19 protein-coding genes and 3 pseudogenes are annotated in these 18,319 nt (G+C 57.9%); 8 read left to right on the top strand and 14 right to left on the bottom strand.

All coding sequences use genetic code 11. The features are described from left to right. Positions 1–10: 10 nt before the first annotated feature. Positions 11–286, bottom strand: a complete 276-nt coding sequence (locus NATPE_RS20040) for a DUF7521 family protein (protein ID WP_004515576.1) — start codon at positions 284–286, stop codon at positions 11–13. A 3-nt stretch (positions 287–289) separates the two neighbouring features. After that, a complete protein-coding gene (locus NATPE_RS20045) occupies positions 290–640 on the bottom strand; it encodes an ArsR/SmtB family transcription factor (protein ID WP_006183485.1) in 351 nt (116 codons plus the stop codon). 114 nt (positions 641–754) lie between these two features. On the opposite strand from NATPE_RS20045, the gene NATPE_RS20050 reads away from it, so the two are divergent. Continuing rightward, entirely contained in the window at positions 755–1,315 is a 561-nt protein-coding gene (locus tag NATPE_RS20050) for a DoxX family protein (RefSeq protein ID WP_015299304.1), read from the top strand. Positions 1,316–1,343: 28 nt separating this feature from the next. After that, a complete protein-coding gene (locus tag NATPE_RS20055) occupies positions 1,344–1,739 on the top strand; it encodes an SHOCT domain-containing protein (RefSeq protein WP_015299305.1) in 396 nt (131 codons plus the stop codon). A gap of 14 nt (positions 1,740–1,753) precedes the next feature. Here the strand turns inward: NATPE_RS20055 and NATPE_RS20060 are convergent, their stop codons facing one another. Continuing rightward, positions 1,754–2,203 (bottom strand): universal stress protein, encoded by a 450-nt coding sequence (locus NATPE_RS20060; protein WP_006183488.1) that lies wholly within the window; start codon positions 2,201–2,203, stop codon positions 1,754–1,756. A gap of 155 nt (positions 2,204–2,358) precedes the next feature. Further along, positions 2,359–3,744, bottom strand: coding sequence for a permease (locus NATPE_RS20065; RefSeq protein ID WP_015299306.1), 1,386 nt, complete (start codon positions 3,742–3,744; stop codon positions 2,359–2,361). A 182-nt stretch (positions 3,745–3,926) separates the two neighbouring features. Here NATPE_RS20065 and NATPE_RS20070 point away from each other — a divergent pair, with 182 nt between their 5' ends. Continuing rightward, positions 3,927–4,298 (top strand): SHOCT domain-containing protein, encoded by a 372-nt coding sequence (locus NATPE_RS20070; protein WP_006183490.1) that lies wholly within the window; start codon positions 3,927–3,929, stop codon positions 4,296–4,298. 26 nt (positions 4,299–4,324) lie between these two features. Beyond that, the gene (locus tag NATPE_RS21825; RefSeq protein ID WP_015299307.1) at positions 4,325–4,981 is read left to right on the top strand and encodes a hypothetical protein; all 657 of its coding nucleotides are present in this window, start codon (positions 4,325–4,327) and stop codon (positions 4,979–4,981) included. Positions 4,982–5,001: 20 nt separating this feature from the next. Here NATPE_RS21825 and NATPE_RS20075 read toward each other — a convergent pair whose 3' ends face one another. After that, positions 5,002–5,526 (bottom strand): ArsR/SmtB family transcription factor, encoded by a 525-nt coding sequence (locus tag NATPE_RS20075; protein WP_006183491.1) that lies wholly within the window; start codon positions 5,524–5,526, stop codon positions 5,002–5,004. 182 nt (positions 5,527–5,708) lie between these two features. Between NATPE_RS20075 and NATPE_RS20080 the strand changes: the two genes are divergently transcribed. The 3 genes from NATPE_RS20080 to NATPE_RS20090 are packed head-to-tail and all read left to right on the top strand — an operon-like array spanning position 5,709 to position 8,530. After that, complete coding sequence (locus tag NATPE_RS20080) at positions 5,709–5,924, top strand: heavy-metal-associated domain-containing protein (protein ID WP_006183492.1); 216 nt, start codon at positions 5,709–5,711, stop codon at positions 5,922–5,924. 4 nt (positions 5,925–5,928) lie between these two features. Continuing rightward, entirely contained in the window at positions 5,929–7,848 is a 1,920-nt protein-coding gene (locus tag NATPE_RS20085) for a heavy metal translocating P-type ATPase (protein ID WP_006183493.1), read from the top strand. Between the two features lie 28 nt (positions 7,849–7,876). Then, positions 7,877–8,530, top strand: coding sequence for a hypothetical protein (locus NATPE_RS20090; RefSeq protein WP_006183494.1), 654 nt, complete (start codon positions 7,877–7,879; stop codon positions 8,528–8,530). A 32-nt stretch (positions 8,531–8,562) separates the two neighbouring features. On the opposite strand, the gene NATPE_RS20095 is transcribed toward NATPE_RS20090, so the two are convergent. From NATPE_RS20095 to NATPE_RS20110, 5 genes and pseudogenes are all read right to left on the bottom strand, one after another. After that, complete coding sequence (locus NATPE_RS20095) at positions 8,563–9,798, bottom strand: tyrosine-type recombinase/integrase (RefSeq protein ID WP_006183495.1); 1,236 nt, start codon at positions 9,796–9,798, stop codon at positions 8,563–8,565. Positions 9,799–10,249: 451 nt separating this feature from the next. Continuing rightward, positions 10,250–11,926 carry a transposase gene (locus tag NATPE_RS20100; protein WP_015299309.1) on the bottom strand — a complete coding sequence of 559 codons (1,677 nt, stop codon included), beginning with the start codon at positions 11,924–11,926 and terminating at the stop codon, positions 10,250–10,252. 110 nt (positions 11,927–12,036) lie between these two features. Beyond that, positions 12,037–12,144, bottom strand: a pseudogene (locus NATPE_RS22495) (universal stress protein); the annotation flags it as partial. A 119-nt stretch (positions 12,145–12,263) separates the two neighbouring features. After that, positions 12,264–12,518 (bottom strand): annotated as a pseudogene (locus NATPE_RS21840) (SLC13 family permease); the annotation flags it as partial. Between the two features lie 296 nt (positions 12,519–12,814). After that, positions 12,815–13,981 (bottom strand): inorganic phosphate transporter, encoded by a 1,167-nt coding sequence (locus NATPE_RS20110; protein WP_006183499.1) that lies wholly within the window; start codon positions 13,979–13,981, stop codon positions 12,815–12,817. Between the two features lie 104 nt (positions 13,982–14,085). On the opposite strand from NATPE_RS20110, the pseudogene NATPE_RS20115 reads away from it, so the two are divergent. Continuing rightward, positions 14,086–14,506: pseudogene (locus tag NATPE_RS20115) on the top strand (universal stress protein). A 276-nt stretch (positions 14,507–14,782) separates the two neighbouring features. Here the strand turns inward: NATPE_RS20115 and NATPE_RS20120 are convergent. From NATPE_RS20120 to NATPE_RS20135, 4 genes are all read right to left on the bottom strand, one after another. Further along, on the bottom strand, positions 14,783–15,268 hold the full coding sequence (locus NATPE_RS20120) for a hypothetical protein (protein WP_006183501.1): 486 nt from the start codon (positions 15,266–15,268) through the stop codon (positions 14,783–14,785). After that, positions 15,261–16,133: a ParA family protein gene (locus NATPE_RS20125; RefSeq protein WP_004594451.1), complete on the bottom strand. Its 873-nt coding sequence runs from the start codon at positions 16,131–16,133 to the stop codon at positions 15,261–15,263. The genes NATPE_RS20120 and NATPE_RS20125 overlap by 8 nt, the downstream gene beginning before the upstream one ends. Before the next feature lie 735 nt (positions 16,134–16,868). After that, a complete protein-coding gene (locus NATPE_RS20130; protein WP_006183502.1) occupies positions 16,869–17,210 on the bottom strand; it encodes an SHOCT domain-containing protein in 342 nt (113 codons plus the stop codon). A 92-nt stretch (positions 17,211–17,302) separates the two neighbouring features. Then, a complete protein-coding gene (locus tag NATPE_RS20135) occupies positions 17,303–18,304 on the bottom strand; it encodes a potassium channel family protein (RefSeq protein ID WP_015299310.1) in 1,002 nt (333 codons plus the stop codon). Between the last annotated feature and the right edge of the window lie 15 nt (positions 18,305–18,319).

The raw sequence follows: 18,319 nt of genomic DNA on the forward strand, positions 1-18,319 counted from the left end.
TCCCGAATCCTCAGGGGTTCGGGGCATACAGGGCGTAGAGGATCGACAGCATCCCGGCGGCGGTGACGAGTGCTGCGACGAATCCCGCTTCGAAAATCGACACTTGGAGGAGTTCGAAGAGGACGCCTTCAAGGAGGCCGCCAAGCCCGACCAATGCGAAGCCGGCGGCGACGTACAGGAGTAACTGCGTGTGATGCCGTTGGTATCCGCGATAGGCCTGGTAGGCGATCACCAGCGCCAGGGCGGTCGTGAACAGCTTGCCGATGACGAATAACGTGTGTTCCATGAGTCAGTCTCCCCGCATTTCCTCGAAGATGGACGTAATCCGGTCGGCGGGGTCCGGCCGAACATCGATCTGCACGTCGAAGCCCTCTGCTTGGAGGAGTACTTCGACACGCTCGAGTCGCGCCTCGTACTCGCTGTAGTGCCGTCCGCCGGGGTCGACGTGCGTGTACTCCTCGAGGAGGCCCTGCTCGACGAGGCGGGTGACACGCCGCGAGACGGTTGGGCGTGACATGTCGCATTCCTCGCTGAGCTCCTTCGCAGACAGGCGGTCGGTCTTCGTCGCCACGAGGATGTCGCGGGCGTACTCGTCGTCGAGTGTCGCGAAGACCTCCGACGGGTCGGCCTCCTCAGTCACACTCCTCTAATCGCCACAGGAGGGTAATATAGCCCGCCGGTTTTCTGACTCAGAACGCCGGCTCGCTATTATATCGTCTCTACCCGCCTACTGATAGTTGAAGGTGCAATAATTATGTCCACATTCGACTCCGGCATGAACCAGCTCGAGAGCAGAGTCGGGGGTCTGACCGTCGGCGGGAAAGTCCACAGCCTCAGCGCGTGGTTCGTGCTGGCGCTCCGCCTTATGATGGGCTACGCGTTTGCGTACTCCGGGTTCACGAAGATCACCGGCGAATTCGCTGCGGGCGGCTACCTGTCGAACGTCGCCGCGACGAACGGCAACCCGCTCGCGGGCCTGTTCGCGTGGATGGGTTCGACGCCGTGGTTCGTCGAGTTCGCGAACGTCGCCGTCCCGTGGGGCGAGCTGTTCATCGGCCTCGGCCTGCTCGTCGGCGCGTTCGTCCGCCTCGCGGCGTTCTTCGGCGCGCTGATGATGCTCATGTTCTACTTCGGCAACTGGGAGGTCGCCCACGGCGTCATCAACGGGGACTTCGCGTACATGCTCGTGTTCCTCGCGGTTGCCGCGTTCGCCGCGGGCCGCATCCTGGGCCTCGACCAGTACATCGAGAACTACGACGTCGGTGGCGAGACGCTCGTCGAGCGCTACCCCGCCCTCGAATACATCCTCGGCTAACCACGCCGAGACCTTTGGGAGTACAACAATGCAAGATCCAATTCAAGCACGCGGAATTCGTTCTCTGGGACTCATCGTCGTCGGAGCGCTGGCTCTGGCCGTCGTCGCCGGAATGGCGCTAACACACGCGACTGTCCCAGATGCAATGATGTGGGGCTGGCACGACGGCATGTGGAACGACGGCCACATGGCCGGATGGGGTAGCTGGGGCTGGGGGATGATGTTGTTCGGTCTCCTGTGGATGGCACTCCTCGTCGCCGTCCCCCTCGGTTTCATCTACTGGTTGGGGACGCGGTCGCAATCGAACGGCCACGCCGATGATAGCGCACTCGCCGTCCTCCAAGAGCGGTACGCCCGTGGCGAGATCGACGACGAGGAGTTCGACCGCCGTCGCGCCCGTCTCACACCAGATGATGGACAGTAGCGGCCGGTCGTTCTCTACTCGCTGACTTCGGTTTTCACGACGGTTGCCGGACGCGTCGTCAGCCGAAGGACACGGTCAGTGACACTTCCGAGCAACGCACGATATTCGTCCGGCCGGCGTTTGGTACCGAGCACGAGGAGATCGGCGTCACAGTTGTCTGCGTGATTCACGATGGTCTCAGCGGGGCGGCCATGTTGCATCGACATCTCGACGTCGACATCGGTCTCTGCGGCTCGATGTCGGAGTTCCGAAAGCGTCTGCTCGCCGTGTTCTTCGAGACCGTGTTCGGGGCCTTCGGCCTCGTCGACGTATTCGTCCCCGCTATACGCAGTCACGACATCCTCGTCAACGACGTAGAGCACGTGAAGGACTGCGTTGTGAGCGGCTGCGAGCTCGAGTGCGTGCGTTTCAGCCTCTTCAGACGCGACAGTTCCTTCGGTCGACAGGAGAATTCGGTCGTACATTCAGTCGGAATTCAAAGGCGGGTATCATAAATTCGGCTTCCAATTCCCTCCGCTCAAGAGTCACGGGAGCATGTTCAGTATGGTCACGTCAGCGGATGTGCCCAAGAACGACCGACGGACTCAATCGATACTGTGAACCCTCGACGAACTGTCCGTTAGTGGTCGTGTCCCTCCATCACCATCGGATGCCCGGTGGCGTATTCGTCGGGGTCCTCCTCGAAGGTCTCCTTACAGGTCTGCGAGCAGAAGTAGTATGTCTCACCGTCGTGGGTCGCCGATGGCTCGCTGTCGTCAGTTCGCATCCCACAGACGGGATCACGGTACTGGCCAGGCGCACCGAGGCCGCGACGATACACGTACAGGAGAAAGCCGGAAAGCGCGAACGCAATGAGGTTGAGGTAGAATGTGTAGTTGAGCTCGAAGTACGTTTGCTCGGTCGCCGTCTCGCCGCCCGCCAGATCAGGGACGATGTTGAGGGCGTCGAACAGCAGCTCCATGAGGAAGCCGGTGAACGCCATCGTCACGAAGAAGACGCCGAGAATGTACAGCATAATCTTCCAGCCGTAGTATTTCCGGTAGACGTTCAGCACGGGAATCGTGATGAGGTCGGCGTAGACGAACGCGATGATCCCGGCGAAGCTGACTCCACCGCCCCACAACGCGACCGCGAACGGGACGTTACCCATACTGCCAACGAAACTGAGGACGGCGATGGTGACACCCATAATCGCGTTTTCGGCGGTCACGAGCAGCCCGTCGCCCTGGATGAACAGGGTGTTCCAGACCCACTGGGGCACGAAGACGATGACGAACCCGGAAATAAGGAAGCCGGCGATGACGTCCTTCCAGATCATCGACCACTCCTTGCGGTACTGGTTCCCAACTTTGTACCAGCCACCCCACGACAGTAACTCGTCACGCCACCCACCGCGGCTCGACATCTCCTGGCGGTAGGTCTCCATACAGCCCTCCGAGCAGAACTTGAGCGTCTCACCGCCGTCAGTCGTAAGCGTGTACTCGTCTTTGCCTTCCATCCCGCAGGTTGGATCCTCGGTGACGCCCGCCTCGTGATCGCGCTCGTTGAGCGTCTCTCGCACCTCATCGAAGAGGTTCTCCGGAAGCGTAAGATGAACGATGACGGCCATCACGGCGATGAGGATGAGGCCGCCAAGTAACTCTGCGACCAGGAACTCCCAGCCGAGCAGAATCAGAATCATCAATCCGAGTTCGACGATGAGGTTCGTCGACGCGAACATGAACGCGAGGAAGTTCACCGCGTGCGCTCCCTTCTTGAACAGGCCCTTCCCGATAGCGACGGCGCCGAAACTACAGCCACTACTGGCCGCGCCGAACGCAGTCGCCTTGGTGAGCCCGCTCAGATCGCCATCGCCGAGGACCTGCGCCATCCGCTCCTTGGAGACGTAGACCTGGACGAGACTCGTGATCGTGAGGCCCATGATGATCGCCCACGCTGCCGTCCAGAGGAAGCCCACTCCGATACGTAGAGCTTCGGAGATGCCATCAATCATCGTCGCTACCATAGGTATCAGTTCGAAGGGATCATCTATTGCAGTTTTCCTTCAGATAGTTCGGGTCAGAGCCGTGGTGAGTAGGTATTCAAAAGAATTGTGGCAGGTGGAACACGTAGGTCAAAGGCACAACCGCATTGAATAGTTAGTGCGTAGTATAATCTGAGAACCCCAACTCACGGAGGGATCACAATATGCCGACAAATTCAGACGATACGCGACTTGTTACGCTCCTCCTCGTTATCATCGGTGCCGTCTTCATCGTCCCGTTGTTCTTCATGGGCTTCGGGATGATGGGGTTCGGTCCGATGATGGGCGGGATGTGGAGCGGTCACATGTGGGGCGACGGGACGATGCCCGGCTGGATGTTCATCGTCGGTATTGTGATGCAGCTGCTGTTCCTCGCTGCCCTCGTCGGTGGTGGGTACCTCATCTATCGCGCAGTCACGGGAGATGCGAGTGACTCGGACCAAGCACTCGAAGAGCTTCGGCTTGCCTACGCTCGCGGGGAGCTGACTGACGAGGAATACGAACAGCGACGCGAAGCACTCGAACGAGATACCTGATTACGACGAGACATCAAAGCTGAAGGATGACCGGCTACCCCGACCACCGTCAACAGTCTCCCCGTCCGCAACTTCCAGCGTGGCTTGACCGATACACGACGGTGGGGTTATACGGGCTCCTCATCGGGACTGGACTCTGTCTGGTCGCGTTCCTCACGAATCCCGTTCCCGATCCCTCGTTCCCGTGGGCGACGCTGCCCGAGTCTCTACGATTACCGATTGCACAGCCCCGGATCGAACACTGGCCGGTGACCTACACTATCGGTATCTGGCTGTGGATTATCGGCTTTCCCGCGCTGTTCCTCGCTGGCTATAGACGATTCGGAGACTGGATGCCGTTCGGAACACCGATGTGGCTTGCTGGACTTCCGGCGCTCGCGATGCTCAGCTGGACGACATACTGCCGGTTTTTCTGGCCGAAGCTTCATCCGCCGACCTGGAACGCTCCCTCCTACACGGTCGTCTGCTGGCTATACTGCTCCTCGTACAACGTGCTCTGGAGTAATCTTGCCTATCTGATTGCGTTCGTCGGCGTCGCCGCGACAGTTCTAGCTGTGCGACGCCGGCACGTAGCCGGATACATCCTACTCGGGTTCGGAGTCTTCGCACTTCCCCTCGGATTGCCAGCTGTGTATGAGGGATATCGCCGGATAACTAAAACACACGGTGAAGTGAGGCCTTGACAGCGGTACAGGGCGCAAGCTCAAGAATCTCGGTGCGCACGAACGAACGCCCGGCGGAGGACAGTTAGGAGCACGTAGGTTTCGTACTTCTGGGTCTGACAGTGCTCACACGGCTGCATATCTGCGACGATCTCCGCTATCGCGTCGTCGTGGTCTTCTGTGAGAGTATCGAGTGAGTCCCTGATCTGGGGTTGAACGGCCTCGATCATCTCCTCAACAGCGTCATCAGCTGACTCTGGCAGCGAGTACGAGAGGACGATCGTATTCGCGTGGTAGTACTTCGTCGTCCCACCGCGCCCTTCCTCGAAGCGGACGACGTCGACGAGACCGGCATCCCGTAACTCGTTGATGTGATGACGAACCGTGTTCTCCGTGCGGTCGACGCCGCGGTCCTCCAAACGGCCGTGGACCTCAGTTGCGGTCAGCGCCTCCTCGGAGAGGATATCGAGGATCATCGCCCGCATCGGTTCGTCGATGGCGTCCGAAACCCGGGTGTCTCGCACCGCGATGTCCTCAAGCCGGTGGTCGGTACCGGAACTACTCATACGAGAACTGAGTATGAGCAGGCGGGAAAAGCTAGCGGGACGCTGCTTTGAACTCAGGTTGCTGGGTTCGTGATACCGAAAGCCCTAGACGACCTGTTTAACTGTTCCAATCACCTATATCCATATTCAAACATATCATCTAAAAAATACTTATTGGGGTACGGGCACTACCTCAAACTGTAATGAGCGACACAACCCAGTTCCGCGTCCTCGACTTCGACTGCCCGACCTGTGCGAGCACCGTCGAACGCGCCCTGTCGAACGTCGACGGTGTCCAGCACGTCGAGGTTCACTACGCGACCGGCCGCGTCGAAATCGAGTACGACGACAGCGTCGCTGACCCCGACGCCTTCGCACAGACCATCGAAAACCAGGGGTACACGCCGCAGCCCGCCTAACACCATGACCAAACAATCGATCACGCAGTACTACCAAAAACACCGGAAGGCAATCGTCACGGCGACGAGCGGCCTGCTGTACGGCAGTGGCTGGAGTCTGGGCTACCTCACGAGTTTCGAGATGGCAAGCGCCGCCATCCTCGTCCTGGCGACAATCGTGGGTGGCTACGACATCGCCAAGACCGCCTACCACGAGGTCACCAGCCGGACGCTCGGTATCAAGACGCTGGTGACGCTGGCCGCTATCGGTGCCATCGTCATCGGCGAGTACTGGGAGGCTGCCGCCGTCGTCTTCCTGTTCAGCCTCGGCAGCTACCTCGAGGGCCGGACCATGCGGAAGACCCGGACGGCCCTCCAGGAGCTGCTGGAGATGACGCCCGACACGGCCACCGTCCGTCGCGACGGGGAACTCCAAGAGGTTCCCGCCCGAGAGGTCGAAGCGGGCGAGGTCGTCGTCGTGAAGCCGGGCGGGAAGATTCCGGTCGATGGCGAGGTCGTCGACGGCGAAAGCGCCGTCAACCAGGCGCCGGTCACAGGCGAGAGCGCGCCCGTCCACAAGGCCGACGGCGACGAAGTCTACGCCGGGACGGTCAACCAGGAGGGCGCGCTAGAAATCCGGACGACGGGTGCGGGCTCGGACACGACTCTCGAACGTATCATCCGTCGCGTCGAGGAGGCCCAAGAGGCCCAGTCGCCCACGGAGAGTCTCATCGACCGGTTCGCGAAGTACTACACGCCGGCCGTCATCGTGCTGGCCATCGGTGCGTATGCAGTCACGCAGAATGCGATCCTGTCGCTGACGCTGTTGGTCATCGGCTGTCCGGGCGCGCTGGTCATCGGGCCACCGGTCAGCATCGTCTCGGCCATCGGCAACGCCGCCCGATCGGGCGTGCTGATGAAGGGCGGCGAACACCTCGAACGCGCCGGCAAAATCGACCTCGTCGCCTTCGACAAGACCGGGACCCTCACGAAAGGCGAAACCACCGTGGCCGATATCGAAGGTTTCGGTATCGCCGCCGACGACGTCCTCACGCTCGCGGCGACCGCCGAGAAGAAGAGCGAACACCACCTCGCCGACGCCATCGTCGACGCAGCCCGCGAGCGCCCGACTGCTGCGACGGACGGTGGGGCGACGGTCGCCCAGGCGGACGAGACGGACGCGGGGAGCAGGTCGATTCCCGGTCCGGACGATTTCGACGTGGTCGCTGGTAAGGGCGTTATCGCCCATACCAAGGGCACCGAAGTTGTTGTCGGCAATCGCGCACTGCTGGAGGACCGCGACATTAACGTCCCCAGTCGGATCGCCGACTACGTCCGCGAGCGTGAGGAGCGCGGCGAAACTGTCGTCCACGTCGTCCGGGACGGGGACATCATCGGCGCAATCGCACTGCGGGACGAGCTCCGGAAGGCAGCTCCTGGGGTCGTCACGGCGCTTCAGGACGTCGGCATCGAGACGGTGATGCTCACCGGCGACAACGAGCGGACGGCCGCCGCCGTCGCCGAGGAGGTCGGCATCGACGAGTACCGCGCCGAACTCCTCCCCGAGGACAAGCAGACAGTCATCGAGGCCTACCAAGCCGACGGCCACGTGGTCGCGATGGTCGGCGACGGCATCAACGACGCGCCGTCGCTGGCGACCGCCGACGTTGGCATCGCGATGGGTGCCGCCGGGACGGACACCGCCATCGAAACGGCAGACATGGCGTTGATGGCCGACGACCTCGACCGCATCCCCTACGCGGTCAAACTCAGCAAGGCGACGCGCTGGAACGTCCTCGAGAACGTCGGGCTCGCAGTGCTGACCGTGACCGTCCTGCTCGCGGGCGTGCTCACCAGCTACGTCACCCTCGCCGCGGGAATGTTGGTCCACGAGGCCAGCGTCCTCGCGGTCATCCTCAACGGGATGCGACTGCTTCGCCACTGACCACTAGATACGATCATCACCACCACTCATGACATCAAACTCGACTGCGACCGCCGAGACCCAGACTAGAACCAATTGGAAGGTAGACTACGACGTCGATCCGATCGAAATTCGCGACCCTGTCGCGGAGGCCCTCGGCGTTCTCGAACCGGGTGACCCGTTCGTCATCACCTATAGAGACGCGGTGAAAGAGGCGGGACATTCCTGTCCGACTGCCTCGGGCGCCTACCGGATCGTCCAGTTGGGGCTCGACGCCCTGTATCCCGACGACTATCCAGTTCGGAGCGAAATCGAGGTGCAGGCGGCCGGCCCGCAGGACGATGCTGCGTATGGCGTGATGAGCCGCATCATCTCGTACGTTACTGGCGCGACCGAAGACGACGGATTCAGCGGGCTCGCCGGCGGCTACGGCGGCCGCCGCGACCTCCTCGTCTTCGACGCGTTCGACCCGGACACGGCAGAGCCGACGTTCCGGTTCCGGCGAACCGACACGGACGAGACCGTCGAAGTGACCTACCACGTCAGCGACGTTCCTGACGGTGGACCCGCAATCGGGAACCTCCAAGGGATTCTCGACGAATCGGCAACTGAACAGCAACGAGAGGCTTTCGCTGACGCCTGGCACCGCCGGATACAGGTCGTCCTCAGTGACGACTCGCTATTCACTGTCAAAGCGGTTTGACGCGACGGTCTACCCCTCTCACTCGAAATAAGTTACTGCGGTACACTATCGATCTCCTCGAGGGCCTCAGTAGCGACATCACCTAACTCACCAGCCTCGATGTGAGAGTACCGCTCTCGAACCATCTCTTCGGAATTATCAAGATATCGAGCCGCAACTGTATACCCGAATGCACGGACGAGGACTTCACCCATCCCTCGGCGACCGCCGTGCGGAGCAAGATAATCGTGTTTCGGATGGTCGATGTCGATCCCTGCGGCCTCCGAGAGCCGTTGAAGAATCGACCGTGCGCCGTCCGTCGTGATCGACGGCGGCCGAATATTCTCATCGAGCGCCAGCAAGAGGTCCCGGGCGCATGCCTCACGTCGCTCGTCGATTCCTTCTGGGCGTTCCCCTCGTTCGGCTAGCTCTTCCCGGACGAGCTCTGCGAGCGTCCGTTGGTCGAACGTCGGAAACACCGGCCAGCGGTCCGTCGGCGGGTCCACCAGCTGACGGTAGCTCCGCAACGGAGAAATCACCGGATCGGGAAGGCTCGCGGCGTCCCACTGCTGTTTCTTCCGGTAGACGTCCATACTCCCGTCGTCGAGGGAAAGGTCCTCCCAGCGAACGCCGCGCCGGCGTGGGTCGTTCGGATCTCGGAGGAGTTCCCCGACACGGACAGCTGTGTACGCGAGGACGAACACCAGCGCCCGGTCACGAGCCGCCTTCAGCGCCGCGTAGCGCGCTCGCTGCTTATCGATGGGGTCAGTATCCTCTGGGAGTGTCCTGTACGCCTCGACGGCGTCGCGGGCCCGTTCGTCGACGTGGCGGGTGAGGGCGTGGCGCTGTTCAGACGTCCAGGCCTGTTGGTCGCCGGGCTTGCGACCGTCGTCCTCCGGTAACGGCGCCATCGCACTCGCCCGCTGCGCGTAATGCGCCTCGAGATACCCTTCGTTGACGCACCAGCCACACCAGGCAGAGATATAGCGGTAATAAGTTTGTACCGTGTTCTGCTTGAGTCCCCGATCTCCACCGAGATGCCGGGCATACTCCCGGAACACGCGTTCGTCGAGATCGTCGAATGTCGGCTCCCGGTCGACGTCGTCGGGGACGATCCCGGTCCAGTCGTCGTCGCCGCGGTCGCCGGCGGCCCACTCGGCGAACCGCTCGAGCTCGCGTGCAGCGTTTCGTCGATAGTTTCCACCATCCCCACCGCGGCCTTTCCCCTTGTCCTGGAGGTAGCGCTCGAAGCTGTCGTCGAGCGGCGTGGAAAGCGCTCGATTAGGCATCCACCGGCCCTCCACCGTCCTGCGGGCCCGGTCTCTGTGCCTCTACCCCGGGGGAAGCGCCGTCGTGAGGCGGTTGCAGCATTCGTGCTTCACCGACGGCGGCGGGGTACTTCAAAGTGGTCGTGATTACGAGCATAATCAGGACCACCGGTGACAGAAGTCTCATAACCATTTTTCCTATGATAGAAGGGCTCTATCCCCCGAAATTCGAGTTTGCCCAACGGTATAAATCATATGCCGCTATACCAAAACCGCGACCGTGGAAGTTGAGACTACACCGGGTTTAGTGGGGCTGTGGTGCGTGGTTTCGACCGAATCCGGTAGCAGAAACTACTTCAGATCGCGTTCTGAACGGGCGTTCTTATTGGATGAGCAACTAATTTGGGGTGTTTCCGAAACCGCGGGTAGTGTAGCCACTCAGACGCCGCGCTACTACCGGCAGAGATTCTCGCTATCCGATTCCGGTTTCCTTCTTCAACAGCGTCAGCGTGTTGTCGGCCGTCACAATCGGCGAATGTTCATATTCACCGGTCAACTCGACCTGTACCAACAAATCGACTGCTCGCCAAATCGAGTACAGCAGACACGCGAACGCGAAGTAGAAGAATCGAAGCCCGAAATTCTTCGACGTGGTGGTGGCCATGAAACGCTTTATCGACCTGTAGCCACTCTCAATTTCCCACCGGTAGCCGTACTCCGTGAGGTGGCCACTGGCCCTATTCGTCATGAACACCGAGTACTGCCGATGATCGTCGTATTTAGATTTCTCTTTCCGGCGGTAGATCAGCGTCGCTTCGTGCCACTCGTTCTTCCCAAGGTGGAGCTTCCGGTCGGTCTCGTACCGAACTTGACCGCGCTGGAGTAACCGCTTGGCCTGGGCTTTCTCGCTGGTCTGCATCCGCTTCGGCACGACATAGGAAAGCCCGCGCTGGCTGATCATCTCCAAGACGTGCTGGCTATCGAATTCTCGGTCCATCAGCACGTTATCGACATGGACGAGCTCTTCAGCCGAATCCAGCAAGTCCTCGACGATCTTTTTTCGTGACTCGCCTTTCCGCACGGGGCGAGCATCAAGGACAAGCGGGACCGCGTTCCCGACCAACTGGACGGTTGCCCACTGGTAAGCGTACTCGTCAGTATTCTCCTTCGTACCGATAATCTCGTCCTCATGGCCCGTCCTATCGCCCGTGAAGGGAGCAGCCTCAGTGATGTCGATGGCAGCTATCCCTGCCCGGAAAAACTCCTCCGTCCCTGCGACCTCGTCGATGAGTTGTCGAATTGACTGTCGATACATCTCTCGAACCTCCGGTATCGAGAGATTGCGAATATGATCGCGGTGGGCGTGACCGAGTGGTGTCCGCTCCCGCGTTGACTCGTAGATGAAGCTCCGAGCACCCTCGTTGGCGGCCAAGTTTTCACGGAGCCCGAGATAGGTCTGCAACCCCCAGTAGGCGTTCTCGTGGATTTCACAGCCTTCGCCACGGTTCAACGAGAACGCTGGGAAAACTATCCTGCTGACGTGGTCAGTAATCGTCTCTACCTGCTTCAAGATCGTCCGGTCGTCTGGATCTTCACTGGCAATACCGTCGTCTTGGTATTGCAGTTTCCGTTCCGGTTCACGCGGAATTTCGACACCCGTGTTCTGCGCTTTGATGAGAATCGTCCGGGCGGCCGTCTCAGTGGTTTCGCGAAGCTCCAGGGTAAAACGCTCGTGCCAGCTACGCCACAGCGTGGACTGGTCTGGAACCGCCCCTAGTCCCAGCTGATCGCAGAGTTCAGGACAGGCACTGAGGTAGTCGACGAGGGCAGTCTCGTGATTCCATTCGTGGCATTCTTGCAGGACGAATACCCGGAAGAGGGTATCCATCTGATAGCGTGTCGAACCCTCATACCGGTCATGGGCGCTGAACCGGAAGTAGGCTAGCGGAAGTGCACAGACGAACTCCTCAACCGAGTCGTGGCTATTGTGTCTGAACCACGTCTTCGAGACTGTTCGGACATCTGATTCCAGTCCGGCAAGCGACGTTCGATCGAACAGCGGTGTCGAATCATACGCCGGCCACTCGGCGTATGATCGTCGGGCGATCCGTCGAAAAACCGTTTGTCGAGAGTCGTGGGTTGGTGGCATTAGTTCAGTCGGAACGCGATCTACTCAAAACACATCTGAACGTCTGCGACAGATAACTGTCATCTGTTTTAAGCGGTCTCTCAATCACTCATGTTCGCATAGTGAATCTACTACTCGGGCGCATTCCGAACCGTCAACATCGGTTGTTCGGCGTTCCGCACGACACTCGTTGCAACACTCCCCATCACGAGCCGGCCGAGACCCCTTCGCTCGTGGGTCCCGAGAACAACGAATCCATTTCTCGCTTGTTCGCCTACTGGACGATCTCACGTTTGGGTATTCCCTCCAGAGTAACGGGAACGAAATCGATGACCGGCGTGTTGTTTATGAATCCCTACGTAGGACCCGTCACACCTATAGTGGCGAGCAGCTGACTATTGAGGCTCTCGCCGGCGAATGCAGAGATCTTCCGGCCGACGATTTGCACGATGCCAGTCTGGCTGATCCCTGCACTTAGGATGAGCATCGCGAGGACGGTAATCGTCGCGAAACTGGAGAATTCGGAGATGCCTTCTGCTGGCCAGATGTCTGTCCAAGGTTTGAAGAGGATGAGCGTGACCATGATGGCTATCGCGATCACGTCGATGGGCAGCTACTCAGTGATGAACAGTACGATTGCCCCGATAATGATGAGGAAGAGTTCGTTTGTCGTCACCAGCGGTTTTCTTTGGCTCGGAAACCCACAGTTGGGTGAGACACAGCACAAAATGCGCTTCTCGCTGGATCCTTGTTTATCGCTGTCGCGCTTGGAAATCTCCTCGTGGGAGTTGCGTATCTGGAGGCGCTACAGTACACAGCATCGGTATTAGAAGACGACGAACTCTTGGAATAACGTGCCATCGGAGGTCTTTGCTGGAGAACACGGTATTCGATTGTCGTAGCGGTCGTTTACGTTATTGGGAGGACGACGAACGAGAGATATGACAGGCCAGTCGCGACCGAGGGGCCAATAATCCAAAACGAGACAAACCGCACCACTGCTGACGGGTCAAACAACTCGCCAGCATCCTGCAGGTCTTCGGCGCTTTCTTCACCGATCTCCGGCACCTCCTTGTCCGTTTCCACCGTTACAGCGTTAACTGAGACACTCCCTTCGATCTCACCGCGTGCGAGGTCAGGTACTGTCGTGGTGCGTGTCGCCCGCCCCCACCCAAGACCGACGATGGTCATGACGGTCGAGAGAGCGAGGCTGATTGGGATACCAAGCCACGAAGCGACCGTCGTGATGGTCGCAGCGACGACCATTACGATCGTTGCAGCCATCAATGGCAGATCAGTGAGCCCGTTCCCAACGGATTCCATCGTTCGTCGAGCGATCGTGAAGGCCCCAATCCCGATCGCGATGGTTCCGAGACCAACTGCCCAGTCAGGACCGAGGAGATCGCCACCGACCAGCGGTGCAACAGCGTTCGCGATGTTGCTCGCGCCTGCGCTGAACGACATATAACAGGCGATGAGAAAGACGAGGGTCGTACTGACGAGTTCACGCGGCGTCGTTCCTGGACCGAGTACGGGCCGTGGAACCATTCCTGACGAGTCGTACGTGATGAGCGGCCCCTCGGTCTGCTGGATCGCGAAGAGGCGATCTAAATGTGGGTAAAGGTAGCGCCCGATCACAGCACCACACCAAAAGCCGATGATTGGTGCAATAATCCACCAAACGACGATCTCGCCCATCACAGCCCAGTTCAACGAGTTCGTCGCGAGCCCAAGTCCCGCAATCGCACCGACCGCTGTCATCGAGGTCGACACAGGGACGCCATAGATATTGGCGAACAACATCCCCAAGCCGATGAATGAGAGGACGACGATACTCGCCTCGATAGAGAACGCGGTTTCAGGAACGATCTCACTCCCGAGCGTATCGATCACGTTGCGACCCACAGTCCACCCACCGAAAAAGACGAAAAAGGTCATCAGGGCCGCAGCAGCGGTCTTGTTGATGACTTTCGCACCGACCGACGGCCCCCACGCGACACCGGTCGACGAGCCACCGATGTTGAAGCCAACGAATACCGCTGCCAACAGGCCAATGAGGAAAAGAACGGAAACCATACTAAAAGTCACTCGTTAAACATATGTATAAGTTGCGAACCCTACTTCGAATATTGAGATAAGTTATCCACAGTATTTATTGGGCGGTCGGCCCTACGTAGTGTATAATTTCACGCATTCTCGTTCCGATAGATGACTCAGAGATGGCTACACGGGCGCTCAGGTACGCCTTAGAGGTCCACCCGAGCGCTGAAGTCACCGTGTTACACGTGGCCGGCGATCCGTCAGGGATGATGGGCAAGGTGGTGGGAATAGCTCTTGAAGACGATATCCAACAGGCAGCTGAGGACGCCGCAGAGGTCGTTCTCGCTCAGGCCCGGGAGATTGCGAAAGAATACGATACAGATATCGAAACCGATGTTGGGTGGGGAAGCCCGGCAAAAGTGATTGTCAAACGGGCGGGAAGCGTCGATGCAGTCGTTCTGGGAAGCCATGCAGGGTCGCTAGCGGATAGATTATTCGTGGGAGATATTGCGAAAAACAGTGTTTCGTCGATCTCCAGTCCCGGTAACCGTCGTCCGATAATCGTATCTGGGCTATTGTTCTTGGAGTGGCATTGAAGATAAGTTTTTGGCGAACAGAGAGAGTCACCGGGTCACAGATAGTTACTCTTCATGAAGGACTACCCGGTGAGGAAAGGCTATGCATTGGACCGACCAGTCTCAACTTCTGCGCGACCGCCGTTCGGACCCGGTTCCGAGAATAATCGCGAGACTGCAAGCAGATGGCTTGCTACACAATCTGCATAATGTACAATGCGCACGAAATCTGAATGATGAGGGAAATCACCCAAATCCAATGTTATTCGTTCGTAGCTTGCTCGCTCAGCATCTCCACAACTTCCTGAACACGTTCCTCATCGGCTTCGATACCACGCTCCCGGAGGATCTGGAGGGCGACCTCATCACCGTGGTCCGCAATTACCCGGAGACACGCATCTTGAAACTCTCTTCCCTCAAATTCGGGAACATCAAACATAGAGCACGCAGCAGTTACCGATGATCGCATCCGGGTGACGCCATTCCACGTGTCCTCCCGGACATAGAAGCCGTGCATATCGGTCTCATCAAAGGAGAAGGCCGGTCCACCGGTGGATTCGTCCACATCCTCCTCATCCTGCTCAGGAATGGACTCAGTCTCCGACTCTGTGTCCTCGGGAATTATCTCTTCATCCGGTTGCGGTTCATCCTGAGTGTCAGTACGTTCGTCGTCATCCGATTCGGCTCCTTCCTCCGTTTGTTTGAGCTGTTCAGCGACGTCCCCGAAACGGTCGTCCTCATTAGGCATGGCTGTGTTCCTCCACGAGGTCCGCTAAGTGGTCGAAATTCGGGATTTGGTCGCAATCTTCGTCGAACTCCGAGACCGGCATTCCTTGCTTGAACGCGCGAGAAATCGCGGTCCGTTCGCGAATCCCTGGCTTCGGAATACTATCGATGGTGCGTCCCGAATCATCGAGGGCATCGAAGATCTCCGGGTCCACACGAGCGTACTCGGGGACGAATGAACCGAACTCCCGGTTGAGATTTTCAACGAGAGTCCGATGCTCGTTGCGTTGTCCCATTGTTTCGCGAATCATATTCGGAGTGACTGCGAGGATATCCAACCCGATATTCTGCCGGATTGGGGAGATCTGGCGTTCAATCATCTTATTGAGGCCGTTGATCGAGCCAGCACGCGGGATTAGCGGGATTATGACGCGCTGGACGGCGATGAGGGCGTTGTCGGAGAGTTTCCCACGGCCGCCTGCGGCATCAATTATCACGTAGTCGTATCCGTTTTGAATGAGCGGATCGACAACGTTCCGTCGAAGCTTCACGTCTGCGAACCGTTCGTCCTTCAGCCTCGTCTCGACGTTCTCGAGCTCGTTACTCGACGGGAGTAGGTGAACGCCGAAGTCCGTCTCGATAAGCAGGTCTTCGGGGTCCTCACCATCGATAAGGGCGTCACCGAGGTTCGCATCTCGGTCGTACGCATCGTCGTATCCCAACTGGGTCGTCATGTGCCCGTCCTTATCCAGATCCAATAGTACCGTCTCATGGCCACGAGCAGCGAGTCGATCAGCGATGTTGAGCGCGATCGTGGATTTCCCTACCCCTCCCTTAAGCAACGAGACAGCTGCTCCGGGGAGCCCTTCAAACTCGTCAGCACTCATAGCTCAGCACCCCCGTGAGAAGCGGATTTTGTACATTTTGTAGGTAATGTACATTGGGTAGATGTTGAAGGTTGCGCAAGTTTTGTCGATAATGTAAGTTTCGCACTGGTCATACGCGGTCAATGAAGCTCGTCCACCTTAATTCTGTGTCAGACAGATTGCGTACGCCATCTACACAATTTACATTTTGTACATTACGTAGATTGTTGGCACAACCTCAATTGTCATAATCACCGTCGACCCTACGCAATCTACATAATTTAGATTATTAGCATTTCATACGTATTCATCACAATCTTTGCCACTCACACGAACCAATTGAAGAAGCCCAATTTGCATTATCTACATTATCCACATTATGTAGATTGGCTATGAGATTTACATTCTTCAGTCATTCAATAGGAGAGTCCTGAGTGATAGAACTCAGACAGGGCCCATGGCTTTCGTAAAATAATTCTTGAGGGCCTGAATCGACCAAATTCGACATTTTATCCATTATGGTATTGGCTGGTCTGACAGGCTCATCCAAAATTTGCGGGGTTCTGAGCCAGCTATTTTCGAAGGGATGACGCGAATGAGATTGTCACCGGTGATGATGAAGTAAGAATTATTGGACATATGATAGATAACACTCTTTATAAGTACTGCCAAGACAGTGACTACCGCTGAATCCGACCATGGACTACAACTATTTGAATTTCTCACCAAAGACGTTCCTAAATCAAATGTAACCAGTTACGTTTCGTCCTCCAAACGCTTGCGACGTTCCTCGAACTCTTCGTCCGAGATCTCACCACGAGCGTATGCAACTCGCAAGTCTTCGATCGCAGTATCTCGATCGATGGACCCGGATCGCTGGACCGCCCTATACAGAAGGTATCCGAGCCCGAGGAATACGAGCAAAGGGATGAGCCCCATCAAGAGCCACATCCAAGCGGCTCCAGTACCGTTCCACATGTGTCCCCAGCCCCACAGCCCCATCATCGGCATCATTATTGCCATCATCAGGATCGGCAACAGGAGGATTGCGGCGGCGACAATCACGACCATCCGAATTAGGGAATCATTGGCTACCATATCTCAAAAGAGGTGTGCGCGAGTGATGAACCAGTGGGACGGATTTCACCACATGGGATCACTATGACGCATTTTCTACCCTGCCACAGTTATCAATCGATCCCCTGTGTAGGCCACTGTCGAACGTCGGATTTAACGAATCCAAGTAATATTCGCCGACGTTTATCCAGATCCTCAAGAGAAGCTTCGAACTCTTCGTCCAACACGGTTGGAATACCCGCTTCACGGAGAGTTCCTAGATCCGGTGCGGGAGGTGAATCGTCAGCAGGTTCGACGAAGGCCTCGTGAAGCGTTTCGAGGTAGTTTTCGATACTATTACGAGCGTTTCGAATAACGATCTCGTTCGGTCGATGCGGTTCCGGGACGCCGAATCGGATGAGCGTCAAGGCCTCGTCGAGTGCAGCGATTTCGACGGCCGGAGATTGCTTTCCCTGAGCACTGTGAAAGTAATGAAGAACTGGGTATGCATTGTGATTCTCTGTAAGGGTCGAAAGCAGCGTTACGAAGGTGTTCAACGGGAGGTCAAGTCCCTCAAACTCCTCGCTGTTCCAAGCAGTCCGAACAATCTCCTCACTTTGCGTTCCAAATCCGCTCACATTGATGGCGAACGCACGCTTCTGGGTGACTGCATCGAGCACTGAAAGCGTATACGTGACGCCCAGCGTCACGAAGAGCAATCCGCTTCCCGTTGCGAGTATCGTGATCAACTGCCAGATTCCTGTCCGTGGAGCAAAATCACCGATACCTAACGTGAAAACCGTGTATCCGACGAAATAGATCCGGTCGGTCCACGACACGGGACCACGATTGAGCGTATCGATGAGAATGTTTTCGGCCCCGGCGAAAATAAGCGTCCACCCGCTCCAGAGCAGCACAATCCATACCGCGAGGGTCAACACGAAGATCAGCGGTCCTGAAAGACTGAGTAGCCGTGAGTTGTGGGCACCAATCCGTCGTAGTGATCGCCACGTCCACACCATCAACCGAGATGTAAGTGGACCAGCGCCGCCTTCGACCCAAAGCGTTGTCCAGAGAAGGTCAAGTACGGTCCCGATGAGAAGAATCACACCAAGAGCGAGATAGACGCGGTTCATTTCGCCTGCTGAGTG

The organism is Natrinema pellirubrum DSM 15624 (assembly GCF_000230735.2).
Classification (GTDB): Archaea; Halobacteriota; Halobacteria; order Halobacteriales; family Natrialbaceae; genus Natrinema; species Natrinema pellirubrum.